This is a genomic window from Bradyrhizobium sp. IC3123 (genome assembly GCF_020193625.1).
Classification (GTDB): Bacteria; Pseudomonadota; Alphaproteobacteria; order Rhizobiales; family Xanthobacteraceae; genus Bradyrhizobium; species Bradyrhizobium yuanmingense.
Genome location: NZ_JADYVF010000007.1, coordinates 184,401 through 199,867, shown reverse-complemented (window position 1 = coordinate 199,867; position 15,467 = coordinate 184,401). Strand labels below are relative to the sequence as shown.

General features: G+C 62.9%; 17 protein-coding genes and 1 tRNA gene. 9 read left to right on the top strand and 9 right to left on the bottom strand.

All coding sequences use genetic code 11. From position 1 onward, the window contains the following. Positions 1–470: 470 nt before the first annotated feature. Complete coding sequence (gene relB, locus I6F20_RS23580; protein ID WP_225128007.1) at positions 471–707, bottom strand: type II toxin-antitoxin system RelB family anti-toxin; 237 nt, start codon at positions 705–707, stop codon at positions 471–473. A gap of 118 nt (positions 708–825) precedes the next feature. On the opposite strand from relB, the gene I6F20_RS23575 reads away from it, so the two are divergent. Continuing rightward, positions 826–1,254 (top strand): hypothetical protein, encoded by a 429-nt coding sequence (locus I6F20_RS23575; protein WP_225128006.1) that lies wholly within the window; start codon positions 826–828, stop codon positions 1,252–1,254. 162 nt (positions 1,255–1,416) lie between these two features. Then, entirely contained in the window at positions 1,417–2,352 is a 936-nt protein-coding gene (locus I6F20_RS23570; protein ID WP_225128004.1) for a hypothetical protein, read from the top strand. 67 nt (positions 2,353–2,419) lie between these two features. Here the strand turns inward: I6F20_RS23570 and I6F20_RS23565 are convergent, their stop codons facing one another. Then, complete coding sequence (locus I6F20_RS23565) at positions 2,420–4,078, bottom strand: site-specific integrase (protein WP_225128002.1); 1,659 nt, start codon at positions 4,076–4,078, stop codon at positions 2,420–2,422. Between the two features lie 88 nt (positions 4,079–4,166). Then, a tRNA-Leu gene (locus I6F20_RS23560) sits at positions 4,167–4,253 on the bottom strand. 151 nt (positions 4,254–4,404) lie between these two features. Between I6F20_RS23560 and I6F20_RS23555 the strand changes: the two genes are divergently transcribed. Next, entirely contained in the window at positions 4,405–5,370 is a 966-nt protein-coding gene (locus I6F20_RS23555) for a complex I NDUFA9 subunit family protein (protein ID WP_036003365.1), read from the top strand. A gap of 189 nt (positions 5,371–5,559) precedes the next feature. Here the strand turns inward: I6F20_RS23555 and I6F20_RS23550 are convergent, their stop codons facing one another. The 3 genes from I6F20_RS23550 to I6F20_RS23540 form a co-directional block, all read right to left on the bottom strand. Further along, a complete protein-coding gene (locus I6F20_RS23550; protein ID WP_225128000.1) occupies positions 5,560–6,300 on the bottom strand; it encodes an SDR family oxidoreductase in 741 nt (246 codons plus the stop codon). Positions 6,301–6,303: 3 nt separating this feature from the next. Next, on the bottom strand, positions 6,304–7,629 hold the full coding sequence (locus I6F20_RS23545) for an FAD-binding oxidoreductase (RefSeq protein ID WP_225127999.1): 1,326 nt from the start codon (positions 7,627–7,629) through the stop codon (positions 6,304–6,306). 175 nt (positions 7,630–7,804) lie between these two features. Continuing rightward, positions 7,805–8,611, bottom strand: a complete 807-nt coding sequence (locus I6F20_RS23540) for an undecaprenyl-diphosphate phosphatase (RefSeq protein WP_036003355.1) — start codon at positions 8,609–8,611, stop codon at positions 7,805–7,807. 169 nt (positions 8,612–8,780) lie between these two features. On the opposite strand from I6F20_RS23540, the gene I6F20_RS23535 reads away from it, so the two are divergent. From I6F20_RS23535 to I6F20_RS23525, 3 genes are all read left to right on the top strand, one after another. Continuing rightward, complete coding sequence (locus I6F20_RS23535; RefSeq protein ID WP_036024387.1) at positions 8,781–9,473, top strand: glutathione S-transferase family protein; 693 nt, start codon at positions 8,781–8,783, stop codon at positions 9,471–9,473. Beyond that, positions 9,422–10,597 carry a tRNA epoxyqueuosine(34) reductase QueG gene (queG, locus tag I6F20_RS23530; RefSeq protein WP_036024385.1) on the top strand — a complete coding sequence of 392 codons (1,176 nt, stop codon included), beginning with the start codon at positions 9,422–9,424 and terminating at the stop codon, positions 10,595–10,597. The genes I6F20_RS23535 and queG overlap by 52 nt, the downstream gene beginning before the upstream one ends. 181 nt (positions 10,598–10,778) lie before the next feature. Next, complete coding sequence (locus I6F20_RS23525) at positions 10,779–11,576, top strand: acyl-CoA thioesterase domain-containing protein (protein ID WP_036024383.1); 798 nt, start codon at positions 10,779–10,781, stop codon at positions 11,574–11,576. 129 nt (positions 11,577–11,705) lie between these two features. Here the strand turns inward: I6F20_RS23525 and I6F20_RS23520 are convergent, their stop codons facing one another. Beyond that, positions 11,706–12,173 carry a nuclear transport factor 2 family protein gene (locus I6F20_RS23520; protein WP_036024382.1) on the bottom strand — a complete coding sequence of 156 codons (468 nt, stop codon included), beginning with the start codon at positions 12,171–12,173 and terminating at the stop codon, positions 11,706–11,708. A 194-nt stretch (positions 12,174–12,367) separates the two neighbouring features. Continuing rightward, positions 12,368–13,156: an alpha/beta hydrolase gene (locus I6F20_RS23515; protein ID WP_036003334.1), complete on the bottom strand. Its 789-nt coding sequence runs from the start codon at positions 13,154–13,156 to the stop codon at positions 12,368–12,370. A gap of 251 nt (positions 13,157–13,407) precedes the next feature. Here I6F20_RS23515 and infC point away from each other — a divergent pair, with 251 nt between their 5' ends. After that, the gene (gene infC / locus I6F20_RS23510; protein ID WP_074447655.1) at positions 13,408–13,947 is read left to right on the top strand and encodes a translation initiation factor IF-3; all 540 of its coding nucleotides are present in this window, start codon (positions 13,408–13,410) and stop codon (positions 13,945–13,947) included. A gap of 68 nt (positions 13,948–14,015) precedes the next feature. Here infC and I6F20_RS23505 read toward each other — a convergent pair whose 3' ends face one another. Beyond that, positions 14,016–14,411 carry a hypothetical protein gene (locus I6F20_RS23505; protein WP_036024380.1) on the bottom strand — a complete coding sequence of 132 codons (396 nt, stop codon included), beginning with the start codon at positions 14,409–14,411 and terminating at the stop codon, positions 14,016–14,018. A gap of 275 nt (positions 14,412–14,686) precedes the next feature. On the opposite strand from I6F20_RS23505, the gene rpmI reads away from it, so the two are divergent. Together rpmI and rplT are read left to right on the top strand one after the other, a co-directional pair. After that, a complete protein-coding gene (rpmI, locus tag I6F20_RS23500; protein ID WP_008539890.1) occupies positions 14,687–14,887 on the top strand; it encodes a 50S ribosomal protein L35 in 201 nt (66 codons plus the stop codon). Between the two features lie 79 nt (positions 14,888–14,966). After that, a complete protein-coding gene (gene rplT, locus I6F20_RS23495; RefSeq protein WP_027550107.1) occupies positions 14,967–15,326 on the top strand; it encodes a 50S ribosomal protein L20 in 360 nt (119 codons plus the stop codon). Positions 15,327–15,467: the final 141 nt, after the last annotated feature.

Below are 15,467 nucleotides of genomic sequence, written 5' to 3'. Positions count from 1 at the left end.
GCCTCCGCTAATGGAGGAGGAAGCTAGGGGGGGACGAACTCGGAGGGTTAGAAACTTTGAGGTCGATCTCGGGGGTCCTCAAAGGGATGCCTTGAAGTTGGGAGGGTGGTATCACCCCTCCTCTCTAATCATGCAACATGCCGTCCTTTAAGGGTCACCTTGACTAACCCTGAAGGGTCACTCCTTAGCTCGGGTGAGTGACCACCACCCCTCCCATGAGGTCACCACCTGGACCCACCTTGACCTACATCAAGCGGGGCCCATCGCTGCTTCCCTTCTGATGGCGAAGCGAGATGGTTATGAGAAAGCACGGCTGGCTTGTGTTGGCCTGGGACCTTTGGGCGCTCCTCCTTGCCGCCCTCTTCCTCTATGTTGTGTTCCTTGCATGGCTCTCGGCCTTCCGCGCTGTCGCGCGAGATGGGTCAGGTGCTGAAAGTGACCACCCACGCCGGCACCGGACAAGATAGTGACTAAGCCCGCCCCTTCCGCTGGGGGACAAGCAATCTATCAGGGGTCGTCTTGAGGGCCTTCGCTAAGCGGGCCAGGACGATGATGGTGCAGTTGCGGGTGCCCCGCTCCACTTGGCTGACGTAGGTCCGATCTAGCCCCGCCTCCAAGGCCAAATCCTCTTGGGACAGCCCGAGACCCTTGCGGGCCTTCCGCACGGCCTCTGCCACCACATCAACGATCCCGGTCTCGTCATCCATCCACGGGAGCAGGCCGTCATGATGACTTTGAGTCTACGGACTATAAATCCCATTTTCCATTGGCCTATGATGACTATCGTCTACAATCGGCTCGCAACTAGTAATGAGGAACGCAGGAATGACCCGCACGGAGAGCACCGCCCCAAAGCTGCGTGAGAACGACCCCGTCAAGGTTCTCTTCGATATGGCCAGCTACTGGGCCACAATCTGGAGCCTCATCGCGCTCTGCCTTTGGTTTGAACATGAGGTTCTCAAGCGGCTGGATATCGAGTCAGCCAGCGTTCGAGTTGCCATCCTCATCGTGAGCACACCGGCCATATTCTTGATTACGGTCACTCGCATTCAGAAGAACCTCAAAGCGCGATTGCTGTTGGAGCGAGCCCGCTACATCGTGGTGCTGATCGCTGCGGCGCTGCTCGGGGCCTATCTTCACGCGAACCACAAAGACGATTCGTATGAGAGCGCTCTGCGGGATGGCGCTGTCTTTGCTTGCGCAAGGATGGAGGCCTGCAAAGCAGCAGCCACCGAGTATGCCAACACGCGTTAGGACCCAAAGCGCGGGGGACAAACTGGACGACTACTAACTGGGTTTGTGACCTAACAGAGTTGCTATTTGAGCTTTCCACCGGGCAAAATGGGCCAACGAACCACTTCCGGGCTTCCTCTACGCACCCTCTATAGCTTTCTCACATCGAAATGGATATCCGCCATGTCCGAAGGTGGTCCCGATTCAAATCCAACAGGTGCTCCTCTGCTCGAAAGGGTAGGCAAGTGGCTCGAAACGGAGGGGTATCCGCTAGAATTTCGAGCGGCCACAATTCTCCGGAAGCATGGCTTTCACTCCGTTCAAGGTGTCTACGTCCAAGAACGTGAAGACCTGCCGAAGCGAGAAATAGACGTGCTTGCGTCGATGGCAAATGACGTGCGCGGCGCGGGCTTTCTGCGCGTGTCCATGATCGTTGAATGCAAATGGTCTGGTGACAAGCCGTGGGTCATATTTACTAGTCCGACGACTAGGATAGGCTCGGCTGCTTGCGTTTCACAAACGATCTCATCGCTGCTCGGAGAAGCCATCATCTGGATGGTCGCCGGCGACGAACAACTCCATGATCTTCAAATCTTCTCGACGCCGGAGCAGGGGGGCTTTGGTGGAAGACAGGCTTTCAGCAAAGGAAACGATCTTTTTTATTCAGCAATCCAGGCTGCGGTCGGAAATTGCAAAGCATATGCAGATGAGTATGACACTAGATACAGGGAAACTGAGACACCAGAAATCGGCGTGTTGGCATTTCCTGTCGTTCTCATTGAGGGCGATCTCATTCGTGCATACTACGATCCTGACAGTGATAAAGTGAAGTTGGAACCAGTGCCTTACGTTCGTTGCCATTGGAAAGGGTCCCCCCAATGGAAGTTCTTTGCAACGGTTGACGTAGTCTCTATGAGAGCGTTCCCCGCCTTCGCAGAGGAGCGCGCTAGAGATTGCGGGATTTTGCTTTCAAAGATGGCGGAGCCGCTTCGGCAAATAGTGAAGTTTAGCGCAAGTGGAGATCCCGCCGATTTGACCGTAAGCGAAGCGTCTCGGGGCACAATAGGTTTGCCTAGATTGCTCCGCAGGATTCGGGACTCTCATAGACCGAAGCCTTGAGGCTTTCCCCGCTACCCGCTTTACCCACCTTCTCCGCCTGCAAAGGTTGGTTTGGGTTAGCGATCGCTCATGCGACATCGATGCTTGGAAACTTCGCGACAGCATTCGCTTTCGCCTTGATGGTCACGTCTCCATAGCCCTCCGAGACATTGCGCGGCGCATGTCCCTGAATGGCATCCAGAACGCGCGTCTCAATGCCCTGCTCAATGCCAACCGTCTTGAAGCGATGGCGCCAACCGTGGCTCGGATCAACGTTCTTATCCTTCACCACCTCACGCACGAACTCATTGACCTTGTTACGCGCCGTCTTCACTGCGTTGCGCACGCCTAACTCACCGGCCTTGGGGTCGATGAAGAGATAGCCGCCTTTCGACTTCTCAAAGAATTCCAAGAAGCCTTCTTCGATGATCTGCCGATGGAGCACGACATCACGCGCTTCGTCCGTCTTCACCGGCCCCGCTTCGGGCGTCACGTGTAGCACCCAGAGCTTGCCTTCGCGCCGGATATCCTCCTTGCGAAGCTGGATCATCTCGCCCACGCGGGCACCCGTGAAGGCACACAGCCACGGCACCCACCGCTTGGCCGCTGCCAGCTTCGGGGCCTCCCGGCCGGGCACGAATTCGCGGGCGTGCTTCAGGATGGCGATGGCTTCCGAGTCATAGAATCCTTTGGACCGGAGCTTGCGCGACTTGCCGACCTTTATGGTGATCCCTTCGGCTGGATTGCTGGGCAGCCGGCGATTGACCACCGCCCAGCCAAACACCGTCTTCATCCCCGCAAGGTCGCTATCCTTCACGGTCTTCGGGCTCACGCCGCTCTGCACGCGATGATCCTTGAAGCGAACAATGTCCTCCGGCGTCACCCGGCTTGCCGTGTCATGCTTCAGGAATGTCACAAGACGTGCCATCGAGTTGCGGTAGCTCTCATAGGTGCTCTGCTTGCGGCCCGCACGCTTGGCTTCTTTCCACCAATCCTCGACGAGGCCGCTGATGGAATGCTTGGAGGCGCCCCGCTTTGGCTTTTCCTTCGGCACATCTGCTGGCGCCTGCCAGTCGGGGAAGCGGGCGGCCTTGGGGTCGGGCGAATAGTCTCCCCTGGCATTCCGCTCACGGCTCGCGAAGGCGTCGCGCAGCGCCATCCAAAAGGCGGCGAGTAATATCGCACGCGATTCGCTGTCCACACGGCGGATGCCCTTGGTTAGCAAGAGGCGGTCCACGATAGGCCCGAGCGCCTTCTCCAGTTTCTTGGCCTCACCGTCTCCGCCGACCCTCTCCCACATCTCCGTTACGGCCGCCCAGTGAGTTTCCTGTTCCTCCTGGCTCTCTGTGTCGGGCGCCCAGCCGACTCCGGGCGTGTGGACCATGGCGACACTCCGGGCGCGGCCCTCGCTGTCTCCCCAAACGCGATACAGTTCGCCCGCCAACGCTGTCGCTTGCCGGTGGGTGAGATGCACCGGAGCGTCATTGCGGAACGCCTCCCAGACGGTCGCCAGATGCGCTGCAGCGAGCGCCTGACGCCTCTTGGCTTCGCTAGGCTCTGTGGTGCGAAGGGAGAACCGGACGGCCTGAGCGCCCTCGCTCAGCGTCACGAAAACGAAGCTGTCACCGAGCGGAATCGCCAGTTCAAAACCGACAACTTTGCGCCGGACATCAGCCGGAATGCGCTGCACGAAAAGAGGAAAGCGAGACCCATCCCGGCGCATCGGCCGAACAACCCTGAACAGCAATGTTACACCCCATTGTTACACAGTCGGGGCCAACGCAACACTCTGAAAGGGCTTATCTATCTGGATTTGTTTGCGATCCAGAAAAGCATGGTGCCCAGGAAAGGACTCGAACCTTCACGGCCGTTAAGCCACTGGCACCTGAAGCCAGCGCGTCTACCAATTCCACCACCTGGGCATGCCGTTTGGGGCACGGAGGCGGTTACTACGGTTCGGTGACGCCGTTGTCAATTCATGCGTGAGGCCGGGGTCGGGATGCCGATTGCGCATCGCAAACCGGCCCGATACAAGCCTGACAAGACGCACTCTTTTCCTCAGGAACGGCTCCCATGGCATCGAATCTGGACACGCTGGTCACGGTTTTCGGCGGATCGGGGTTCTTGGGCCGCAGCGTCGTCCGCGCCCTGTGCAAGCGGGATTACCGGGTTCGGGTTGCGGTGCGGCGGCCGGAACTCGCCGGATACCTGCAGCCGCTCGGCCGGGTCGGGCAGGTCCACACCGTGCAGGCGAATCTGCGCTATCCGGCCTCGGTCGAGGCGGCGCTGCGTGATTCGCATGTCGTGATCAATCTGGTCGGCGTGCTCACCGAGAGCGGCGGGCAGACGTTTGACGCCGTCCAGGCCAGGGGCGCCGAGACCGTCGCCAAGGCGGCGGCCGCCGCAGGTAGCGCGCTGGTGCATGTCTCGGCGATCGGGGCCGATGCGCAGTCGCCCTCACGCTATGCCAGGGCCAAGGCGGCCGGCGAAGCCGCGGTTCTGGCCGCGGTTCCCTCCGCCACGATCTTCCGCCCGTCCGTGATGTTCGGGCCCGAGGACCAGTTTACCAACCGCTTTGCCGCGCTGGCACGGATGTCGCCGGTGCTGCCCCTGATCGGCGGCGAGACCAAGATGCAGCCGGTCTATGTCGGCGACGTCGCCAGCGCGATCGCGGATGCTGCCGACGGCAAAGCCAAGGCGGGCGCCACTTACGAGCTCGGCGGGCCGGAAGTGCTGACCATGCGCGAGATCATCGAGGCGATCCTCGAAATCACCGACCGCAAGCGCATGCTGGTGCCGCTGACGTTCGGCCTCGCCCGCTTCCAGGCCAACTTCCTGCAATTCGCGCCGGGCGCTTTCAAGCTGACGCCGGACCAGGTCACGCTGCTCGAGCGCGACAATATCGTGTCGGACGCGGCGAAGGCGGCCGGGCTGACGCTGGAAGGCCTCGGCATCCAGGCCGACTCGCTGGAAGCGATCGCCCCGCAATATCTCTGGCGCTTCCGCCCGCAGGGCCAGTTCCAGCGCATGAGCGTGTGAGGGATCTTCTTTACCTCGCCCCGCTTTGCGGGGAGAGGTCGGATTGCGCAGCAATCCGGGTGAGGGGGTACAGGTCTCTCGAAGACCGCTCGTGCGGAGAGAGGCCCCTCACCCCAACCCTCTCCCCGTAAGAACGGGGCGAGGGGGGTGCACTGTCGCTGGAGCGAAGACTGGCCTGTTACACGACTTTCAAAACTTCAGCTTCTTGAACACCGCTTCCGGCAGCGTCTTGATGATCAGCATCACGAGACGCCATCTGCCGCTGACATAGACGATGTCGGTCTTGCTCTCGACGGCGCGAAGGATCGCAGCGCCGACGACGGGGGCTTCGACGGTGAGCGGGCCGATCAGCTTCATGCCTTCGGTCATCCTGGTGCGGACGAAGCCGGGCTTGACCGTGACGACGTGGACGCCGCCACGGCTGGCGCGGGCGCGCAGGCCGGACAGGAAGGCGGAGAAGCCGGCCTTGGCCGAGCCATAGACATAGTTGGAGGCGCGGCCGCGATCGCCGGCGACCGAGGACACGCCGACCAGCGTGCCGCTGCCGCGGCCCAAGAACTTCTCCGCGAACAGGCCGAGGATCAGCGCCGGACCTTCGTAGTTGGAGCGCATGATCGCGGTGGCCTGGGCGAGATCGCTCTGCGCGCTCTCTTGCACACCAAGCAGGCCGACGATCGAGATGACGACATCGGGCAGCGCGGCCAGGCCGGCGACGAAGCCCTCGAACGAGGCGGTGTCGAGCACGTCGAATGTGTGAACACCGACCTCGACATTGTAGCGCGCGCGAAGATCGGCGGCGTCAGGCTCCAGCGCGCCGACGTCGCGGCCGGCGAGCCCCACATCGTATCCCGCTTTGGCAAAGGCGCGCGCCGTGGCGCGGCCGATGTCGGATGAGCCGCCCAGCACCAGTACAGACTTGCGCGACGTCACGGCCTAGACCTCATCGAACAGACGTTGTGAAAGCTTGGAGCGGATGTTGCCGGCGGGGTCGAGCGCTTTGCGGATCGCGTTGAAGCGCGGCAAGGCGGGATAGCCGGCTTCGAGCGTCTCGCGCGACTGGCGCGCATCCTTGGCAAGATAGAGCCGGCCACCGGCCGCGACAACGAGACGGTCGATCTCGTCGAGAAAATTCAGGATGTCGCCGCGCACAGGGAAATCCAGCGCCAGCGTGTAGCCGGGCAGCGGAAACGACAGGATGCCCTCGCCCTCGCCGAGCTTCTTCAGCACCGCGAGGAAGGAGGCATCGCCGCGCCGCGCGACGCGACCCAGAATCTCGCCGACCACGTCCCGCGCGCCGTTCTCCGGGATCACGCATTGATGCTGCAGAAAGCCGCGCTTGCCGTAGATGCGATTCCAGTCGGCAATGCTGTCGAGCGGAAAGAAATAGGGATAGAGCGAGACCACATGGCTGCCGCCGGCGCGGCGCGCGCCCATGCGATAATACAGCTCGTTGAAAACGCGGATGCTGAAGCGGTTCAGCGTCATCGAGGGCAAATCGATGGGCACGCCAAGACCGGGATGCTTGCCGGCGGGAAACGCCGCGGCGCCGGCAGGAAGCTCGTCCTTGCCGGCGTGCTCGCCGAGATAGATCAGCGAGCGGCCGAGATCCTTGCCGCGGGCGGCGCAATCGATCCAGGCCACCGAATAAGTTGCGGCATCGCCTGCATCGAGCGCGCGCATCGCGGCATCGAGATCGGATGCCGAGATCACGCGCTCGCGGATCCATCCCGTTTCGACCTTGCGCAGCCGCAAGGTCGCTTCGAGGATGACCCCGGTCAGGCCCATGCCGCCGATCGTCGCAAAGAATGCGTCGGAGTTCTGCTCGCGCGAGGCTTCGATCAATTCGCCCTCGCCCGTGCGCAGCAGGATGCTGTCGACATAGCGGCCGAAGCCGCCTTCACAATGGTGATTCTTGCCGTGCACGTCGGCGGCGATGGCGCCGCCGACCGACACGAAACGCGTGCCGGGCAGTACGAAGGGCAGGAAGCCGCGCGGGCCGAAGGTCTCGATCAGGTCCGAGAGCAGCACGCCGGCCTCGAGGCGGATTCGGCCGGTCGCCGGATCGAACCACCTGATGCGGTCGAAGCCCGTCATCGTCAACGTCGTGACGGTCCCGATCGCGGCATCGCCATAGGCACGGCCATTGCCGCGCGCCACGGTGCCGGACACGATGGCGTCGGCTACCGACGCGAACGCGCGCGGACGCAGCATCTCGGTATCGACGACCGGGAAGCGCCCCCAGCCGCTGACGAGGGTCATGGGCTCAGCTCCTGCGCCGGGCGCGCCGCCCGGCATTGCGAAACTGAGTACCGATCAAAAGCTTATATTGCGTTGAAAGCGTAGCCCGGATGGAGCGCAGCGTATTCCGGGATCGTGCCCCAAGTGATGACGGACCGGGATGCGCTGCGCTCCATCCGGGCTACGGACCAAGGGCCTACCGTCCCAGCGCCAGCGCGATCAGGCCGAGGGTGCCGACGATGACGCGCCACCAGGCGAACAGCAGGAAACCGTGCCGGGTGACATAGGTCAAAAACGTCTTCACCACGATGATCGCGGTGATGAACGACACCACGAAGCCGATCGCGACGATGTTGATGTGGTCCATCGTCATCTCGGCGCGGCTCTTGTAGAAGTCGTAGGCGAACGCGCCGATCATGGTGGGGATCGCCAGAAAGAACGAGAATTCCGCCGCCGCGCGCTTGTCGGCTCCGAGCAACATCGCGGCGACGATGCTGGCGCCGGAGCGCGACACGCCCGGGATCATGGCCACGCACTGCGCGATGCCGATATAGAGATACATCAAGAGCGGAAATCTGGTGGCATCATACTCGCGCGGCTTGAGCTCGAGCTTGTCGACCCAGAGCAGGACGGCGCCGCCGACGATCAGTGTGAAGCAGATGACCCACGGATTGAACAGCAGGAGCTTGATGTACTTACCGGCGACGAGGCCGACGATGACAGCGGGCAGGAATGCGACCAGCACGCCGATCACGAAGCGGCGAGCATAGGCATCGCCCGTGAACAGGCCGATCACGACGTCCCACAGCTTGCGGAAGTACAGCCCCACGATCGCGAGAATCGCGCCCAGCTGGATCAGAACCGTAAACGAATCCCAGAACGCGCCTTCTCCGAGATGAAAGAAGCGCTCGGCGATCAGGAGGTGACCGGTCGAGGATACGGGAAGGAACTCGGTCACGCCCTCGATGATGCCGAGGATCACTGCCCGTATAGCGTCTGACATATTTACGGTCCATTTCGGCTGGAAAAGCGGGGCTCTTCTCGCCTATTCGACCCCATGCCGCAATCGCAAAATGCCGAATCACGCCCTTGCTTCGAGGTTTTGAAGGACTAGTGTGGCGCCGCACAAACATTGATGGATTCTTAAGCACCATCACATAGTCAAAGGCTTCATGTTTACGCTGTTTCATCATCCGTTCTGTCCGCATTCGCGCTTCATTCGCCTGATCGCGGGTGAATACGGGCTCGACCTGAAGCTGATCGAGGAGCGCAGCTGGGAGCGGCGCGAGGCGTTTCTGCTGCTCAATGCGGCCGGCACCACGCCCGTGCTGGTGGACGACGAGCAGCCGCCGATTCCGGGCGCGGCCATCATCGCCGAATATGTCGATGAGGCCTATGGGGCCGGGATGGGCCCCAAGCGCCTGATGCCGGAGACGCTTGCCGAGCGTGTCGAGGTGCGCCGGCTGATGGCCTGGTTCAACGAAAAGTTCTTCGAGGAAGTCTCGCATCCACTCGTCACCGAGCGCATCTACAAGCGCTTCATGAGCGAGGAGAACGGCGGCGGGCCGCCTTCGGCCGACGTGATGCGCGCAGCGAAGGCCAATGTGCGCTATCATCTGGCCTATATCGGCTGGCTGGCGCAGACCCGCAACTTCCTCGCCGGCGACCGGCTCACCTACGCGGATCTCGCCGCCGCGGCGCACCTTTCGGCGATCGACTATCTGGGCGACGTGCCATGGAGCGAGGACGACGCAGCAAAGGCGTGGTACGCGCGGGTGAAATCCCGCCCGTCGTTCCGTCCGCTCCTCAGCGAATGGCTGGCCGGCGTGCCGGCGTCGCGGACCTATGTGGACCTGGATTTCTGAGCTGCGACCCGACTGAACTGAAGGCGGCGCTGGCGCGCGAAGCGCACGCGCTCGGCTTCGACTGCATCGGCGTCACCGCGCCGGGCTCGATCGATGCGGCCGGACAATACTTCCTCGAATTCATCGCCTCGGGCGGCCATGGCGACATGGATTGGCTTGCGAACCAGCCGGAGCGCCGCGTCGACCCGCGCGGGCTGTGGGCCGATGTGCGCAGCGTGATCATGCTCGGCGTCAATTACGGTCCCGACTCCGATCCGCTCGCGATCCTGAAGCAGCGCGCGCGCGCGGCGATCTCGGTCTATGCGCAAGGCGACGACTATCACGACCTCATCAAGAAGCGGCTGAAGGCGCTGGCGCGCTGGCTGGTCGCGACCGCGCCGAGCGAGGTGAAGGTGTTCGTCGACACCGCGGCAGTGATGGAGAAGCCGCTGGCGCAGGCCGCGCATCTGGGCTGGCAGGGCAAGCACACCAATCTCGTCTCGCGCGAGTTCGGCTCGTGGCTGTTTCTCGGCGCTATCTACACCACGCTGGAGCTGCCGCGCGACGAACCCGAGATCGATCATTGCGGCTCGTGCCGAGCCTGCCTCGACATCTGCCCGACCGCGGCGTTTCCAGCGCCCTACAAGCTAGATGCGCGGCGCTGCATCTCGTATCTGACCATCGAGAACAAGGGCCCGATCCCGCACGAGTTTCGCAAGAGCATCGGCAACCGCATCTATGGTTGCGATGATTGCCTTGCCGCCTGCCCCTGGAACAAGTTTGCGCAAGAGGGGCGTGAGGCAAAACTCGCCGCGCGCGACGAGTTGCGCGCGCCCTCGCTCGCTGAGCTGGCACGGCTGGACGACGCGGCATTCCGTGCGCTGTTCACGAAATCGCCGGTGAAGCGCATCGGCCGCGACCGGTTCGTGCGCAATGTGCTGATTGCGATCGGCAACTCAGGCGAGGTGGCGCTGGCTGAGGCGGCGCGGCGATTGTTGGATGACGCAAGTCCGCTGGTGCGCGGCGCGGCGGTGTGGGCGCTGGGCCAGTTGCTGGCGCGCGAAGAGTTTGAGGCGATGAAGGGTGCTGCGATCAGTAACGAGCACGACGAGAGTGTGCGCAAGGAGTGGCGCGCCGCTTCCTAGCTCACCGTAGTCATTCCCCGCGAAGGCGGGGAATCCAGTGCGCCGCGGCCTATCGATTCAATCACAACTGCCGCGGAGTACTGGATCGCCCGGTCAAGCCGGGCGATGACACTCATGTTGTGGCTGGCACATGCTCTCACCACCCTTGATTTCCCCGCCCATTCCCGCAATCTCGCGCGTCATGACAAGCATGCCTTTCTTCACCCGCGACGGCGATACATTCCATCCGACGGAAGTCGCCAACGGTCCATGGGATCCGAAATCGCTGCACGGACGCGTCATCGTCGGACTGCTCGGCTTCGTCATCGAGGAGCGCCATTCCGGGCCCGAATTCGTGCCGGCGCGGCTCACGGTCGACATGTTCCGGCTGCCGACTATCGACAAGCCGATCGAAGTGACGACGCGGCTGGTGCGCGACGGCATGCGCATCCGCGTGGTGGAAGCGGAGTTCTTTTCCGGCGGGGTCAGCATGGCGCGCGCCTCGTGCCAGCTGCTGCGCAAGACGCAAAATCCCGATGGCAATGTCTGGTCGCCGCCGAACTGGGACGCACCGAAGCCGGCCGAGATCCCCAAGCCGACCGATCCCAGGCTCGGCATGAACGGCAAATGGGCGACACGCCCGATCGTCGGCCATATGGGCTCGCTCGGCCCGCGCAGATTGTGGATGAGCGAGGTGCGTGAGCTCGTCGCGGGCACCCCGATGACGCCGTTCGTCCGCGTCGCCACCGGCGCCGATTTTGCGAGCCCGTTTGCCAATGCCGGCGACCAGGGGCTCGGCTACATCAACAGCGATGTCACGATCTATCTGCACCGCCTGCCGGCGACGGAGTGGATCGGCTTCGAGGTGGTGAACCACCACGCCACCGACGGTGTCGCGATCGGCGAATGCTGGCTCTATGACGAACAGGGTCCGATCGGCACCGCGACGGTGGCCGCGCTGGCGCAGCGCAAGCCGATGGTGAATCCGTCGAAGCGGTAGGAGCGCGCGCCTCTCTCCGGTCGTCATTCCGGGATGCGCCGTCAGGCGCAGACCCGGAATCCATCGGGCCGCAGGCCAAGAGTTGAAATGGATTCCGGGTTCGCGCTTCGCGCGCCCCGGAATGACGACCTAGTCCAAATGCCGCTGCATCTCCGGCCGCGCCTTCAGTTCGGCACCCTGCTTGGCGACGATCTTCGCGATCCGCTCCGGGGCGAAGTTCAAATCGACGAACGCCGGCGCGGTGTTGGCGACCTCGTGATAGCTCGCGATCCTGCCGCCCTTCAGCGTCATGATCGCAACGCCCTCGAACATCGCCCGCGCGCCGTTTGCTTCCGGCAGGGTCGATCTATAGCTGAAGGTGTAGCGCGCATAGAGCGTGGTGCCGTCGGTGACGGGATCATGCATGTCCCAGCGGAAATCGGTCGCCGTGCGGTAGAACCAGTCGTCGATCATCGCGGCGATCTTCGCGCGGCCGGCGAAGGCGCCGTAGAAGACATCGTGATAGACGCCGTCCTCGGTGAACAGCTGGGCGAAGGCTTCGCCGTTGCGCTGCTCGACGGCATCGCAGAAGGCGCGCAGCATGGCGGTGGTGGTCATTGGCGTTGCCTCCCAGTTGTTATGCCCTCTCCCCTTGCGGGAGAGGCCAGCTCCGCTCGTTGACGCGCATTTCGTTCGGGTGAGGGGTTGCTTCCGCGAGTCCAACTCTCATTCGGGCCCGTGGAGAGAACCCCTCATCCGACTTCGCTTCGCGAAGCCACCTTCTCCCGCAAGGGGAGAAGGAAGATGACACATCACCCGATCTCAGCCACCGCCGCAAGAAGGCGCGCGATGTCCTGCGGGCGGGACAGGCGGTGATCGCCGTCCTGGATCATGGTCAGCACGACGTCGTCGGCCGGCAGGCGATGAGTCAGCGCAAACGCGTGCTGCCAGGGCACATCAGGGTCCTTCGCGCCTTGCAGGATGCGGACGGGGCAGCCGAGATCGATGGCGCTGCCCAGCACGAGGTGATTGCGTCCCTCCTCGATCAGGTTCCGCGTGATCGGATAGGGCGAGCCGTCGCCATATTCCGATGGGCGCAGCCAGAAGCCCTTGGTCTCGATCTCCTTCTTCACTGCGGGCGAAAAATTCTTCCACATCAGCTCTTCGGTGAAATCGGGCGCCGGCGCGATCAGGACGAGCCCTGCGAGCGACGCTTTGCCGGCACGCTTCTTGATCTCGCGCGCGAGCAGCAGCGCCATCCAGCCGCCCATCGACGAGCCGATCAGGATTTGCGGGCCGTCGCAGAAGCGTTCGAACACCGCAACACTGTCCTCGAGCCAGCTGCCGATGGTCCCCATGGCGAAATCGCCGCTGGATTCGCCGTGGCCGGAATAGTCGAAGCGAACGATTGCGCGGCCGCGCTCGTGGGCCCAGGCATCCAGCGCCACGGCCTTGCCGCCCTGCATGTCCGACTTGAATCCGCCGAGCCAGACCAGGCCGGGGCCTTTCCCAGGACGGCGGCGCACCGCGATCCTGCGGGCGGACGGCCCTTCGCCCACATCGATGAATTCAAGCGCGGCATCGGGAATTGCGTCGGTCATGGAACGTTTACTCTGATTGTGCGGTTTGAGCTGTCCGGACCTGTTCCGAAAGCACGACCGGCATCGGTATTGGTCCTTTGGGACGCTTGCGGAACAGAGGCAAGGTGTCTATGTCGGTCAGCGTGCCGAGGGCCGTGACCAAAATGCATCGCATTTGAGGGTTTTTCGCGCCTCGCACCAGCGACTTGCTTGCCGGCAAACGCATCTTCCTTCAAAATAGCCGCTTCTTTCACAACTTTGGAGAACCACCCATTCGCCGTCCTAATAAAGCTCCGCCCGCTGCCAGCAAAGACGGGCCGCGCATCAATGATGATATCCGCAATGCGCAGATCCAGCTGATCGACCAGACCGGTGACAACAAAGGCACGGTCGAGACCGTCGTCGCCATCCGCATGGCGCAGGAAGTCGGGATGGACCTGGTCGAGATTTCGCCGAATACCAGCCCTCCCGTCTGCAAGATCATGGATTACGGGAAGTACAAGTATTCCGCTCAGAAGAAAGCCGCGGAAGCCCGCAAACGGCAGAAGACCGTCGAGATCAAGGAGATCAAGCTCCGTCCGATGATCGACGACCACGATTACGACGTGAAGATGCGCGCGATGCAGCGCTTCTTCGAAGAGGGTGACAAGGTCAAGATCACGCTGCGCTATCGCGGCCGCGAAATGGCGCACCAGGAGATCGGCACCAAGTTGCTCGACAAGATCAAGACCGACGTCGCCGAGCTCGCCAAGGTCGAGCAGGACGCGCGGTTCGAAGGTCGCCAGGTCGTAATGGTGCTGGCGCCGCGCTGACGCGCAACGCTTTAGGACCTCGAGAATTTCAACGGCCCGTCCGGATCCCCGGCGGGCCGTTTTGTGTGTCAGGTCCTCGTCGCCTGCCAGGTTCCGCTGCACTGGTCGCCGGAGATAATTCCCTTCCACGACCCGGCGCCGTTCACGCCGGCGAGCCGGCCGCCGCCACTGGCGTGGGAGGCGCCGACCGAGACCTGCACGGCGACAGCGCCGGAACGGTTGACCCGGCCCGAGACCCGGCCGCCGCCGGCGGAGGAGACGCGGGTGCCGGTCACGGTGAAGGGAACGCTGTAGCCCGAGCTGCAATTGCCGCGGGTGGTGGCGAAGGTGACGTTCCAGATGCCGTCATAGCCGCCGGCGCGGGCGTCAGCCGCCTGTGGCAGCGCAGCCGCGGCGAGCACGGCGAACAGCGCCAGAGGGCGCGGGCGGGCGAATGAAATCAGAAGTTGCGGGAAATGAGCCATTTTGGACCTGCTTCAGGCGAGAAGGCTTGGACATGAGGGGTGGCAGCGTTCAATAGTCGGCGGGCAGGTTGCGGCGGTTCATCGTTGCCAATTGGCCTGTCCTCTGTCATAAGCCCAGCCTTCACCGCCCGGCTGATTTACGGGCTGCCGTGGCGGTGTCTCGTGCGGGTTTCGCGCCTGTTCGCAAAACTTGAGCACAATCAACGCTCTAACGAGCATTTTTGACGGTCCAGCCGCCTTCGCGGGCGGATCTCTGTGGCCATTAGGAGAGCCAAATGCCCAAGCTGAAGACCAAATCGGGCGCTAAAAAGCGCTTCAAGGTGACTGCCACCGGCAAAGTGATGCACGCCCAGCGCGGCAAGCGTCACGGCATGATCAAGCGGACGAAGAAGCAGATCCGTCAGCTCCGCGGCACCCGCGTGCTGTTCAAGACCGACGGCGACAACGTCAAGAAGTACTTCTTGCCGAACGCCTGATCGGGTCCACGATCATTGCCACCTCTGCCGCGCATCCCGCGGCGATCCGATAACCAAGTCATCTCTGAAGGATCTCGTCATGTCTCGCGTCAAACGCGGTGTGACCGCCCACGCCAAGCACAAGAAAGTCTACAAGGCCGCCAAGGGCTTCTATGGCCGCCGCAAGAACACCATCCGCGCCGCCAAGCCGGCCGTGGAGAAGGCCCAGCAATACGCCTTCCGCGACCGCAAGCGTCGCAAGCGCACCTTCCGCGCGCTCTGGATCCAGCGCCTCAACGCCGCGGTCCGTCCGTTCGGCCTGACCTACAGCCGATTTATCGACGGCCTTGCCAAGTCGGGCATCACCGTGGACCGCAAGGTGCTGTCGGATCTCGCGATCCGCGAGCCCGCCGCGTTCCAAGCGATCGCCGAGAAGGCCAAAGCCGCGCTGGCGGCGTAAGCCGCCCCACTGCGCGACTTGCGCAGCGTTCAGCTTGTGATGGCCCGGGCAGAGGCGCGTGTCGCGCGTTCATCGCCCCGGCCGTCATCTCTCGCGCATACACTTCTCCGACGTGGATGCCCGGCGAATCTAACGCGAAGA

Coding starts and splice junctions, on each gene's coding strand:
- relB (WP_225128007.1), bottom strand. CDS start 707: ATGGATGACGAGACCGGGATCGTTGATGTGGTGGCAGAGGCCGTGCGG.
- I6F20_RS23575 (WP_225128006.1), top strand. CDS start 826: ATGACCCGCACGGAGAGCACCGCCCCAAAGCTGCGTGAGAACGACCCC.
- I6F20_RS23570 (WP_225128004.1), top strand. CDS start 1,417: ATGTCCGAAGGTGGTCCCGATTCAAATCCAACAGGTGCTCCTCTGCTC.
- I6F20_RS23555 (WP_036003365.1), top strand. CDS start 4,405: ATGGCATCGAATCTGGACACGCTGGTCACGGTTTTCGGCGGATCGGGG.
- I6F20_RS23545 (WP_225127999.1), bottom strand. CDS start 7,629: ATGACCCTCGTCAGCGGCTGGGGGCGCTTCCCGGTCGTCGATACCGAG.
- I6F20_RS23540 (WP_036003355.1), bottom strand. CDS start 8,611: ATGTCAGACGCTATACGGGCAGTGATCCTCGGCATCATCGAGGGCGTG.
- I6F20_RS23535 (WP_036024387.1), top strand. CDS start 8,781: ATGTTTACGCTGTTTCATCATCCGTTCTGTCCGCATTCGCGCTTCATT.
- queG (WP_036024385.1), top strand. CDS start 9,422: ATGGCTGGCCGGCGTGCCGGCGTCGCGGACCTATGTGGACCTGGATTT.
- I6F20_RS23525 (WP_036024383.1), top strand. CDS start 10,779: ATGACAAGCATGCCTTTCTTCACCCGCGACGGCGATACATTCCATCCG.
- I6F20_RS23520 (WP_036024382.1), bottom strand. CDS start 12,173: ATGACCACCACCGCCATGCTGCGCGCCTTCTGCGATGCCGTCGAGCAG.
- I6F20_RS23515 (WP_036003334.1), bottom strand. CDS start 13,156: ATGACCGACGCAATTCCCGATGCCGCGCTTGAATTCATCGATGTGGGC.
- I6F20_RS23505 (WP_036024380.1), bottom strand. CDS start 14,411: ATGGCTCATTTCCCGCAACTTCTGATTTCATTCGCCCGCCCGCGCCCT.
- rpmI (WP_008539890.1), top strand. CDS start 14,687: ATGCCCAAGCTGAAGACCAAATCGGGCGCTAAAAAGCGCTTCAAGGTG.
- rplT (WP_027550107.1), top strand. CDS start 14,967: ATGTCTCGCGTCAAACGCGGTGTGACCGCCCACGCCAAGCACAAGAAA.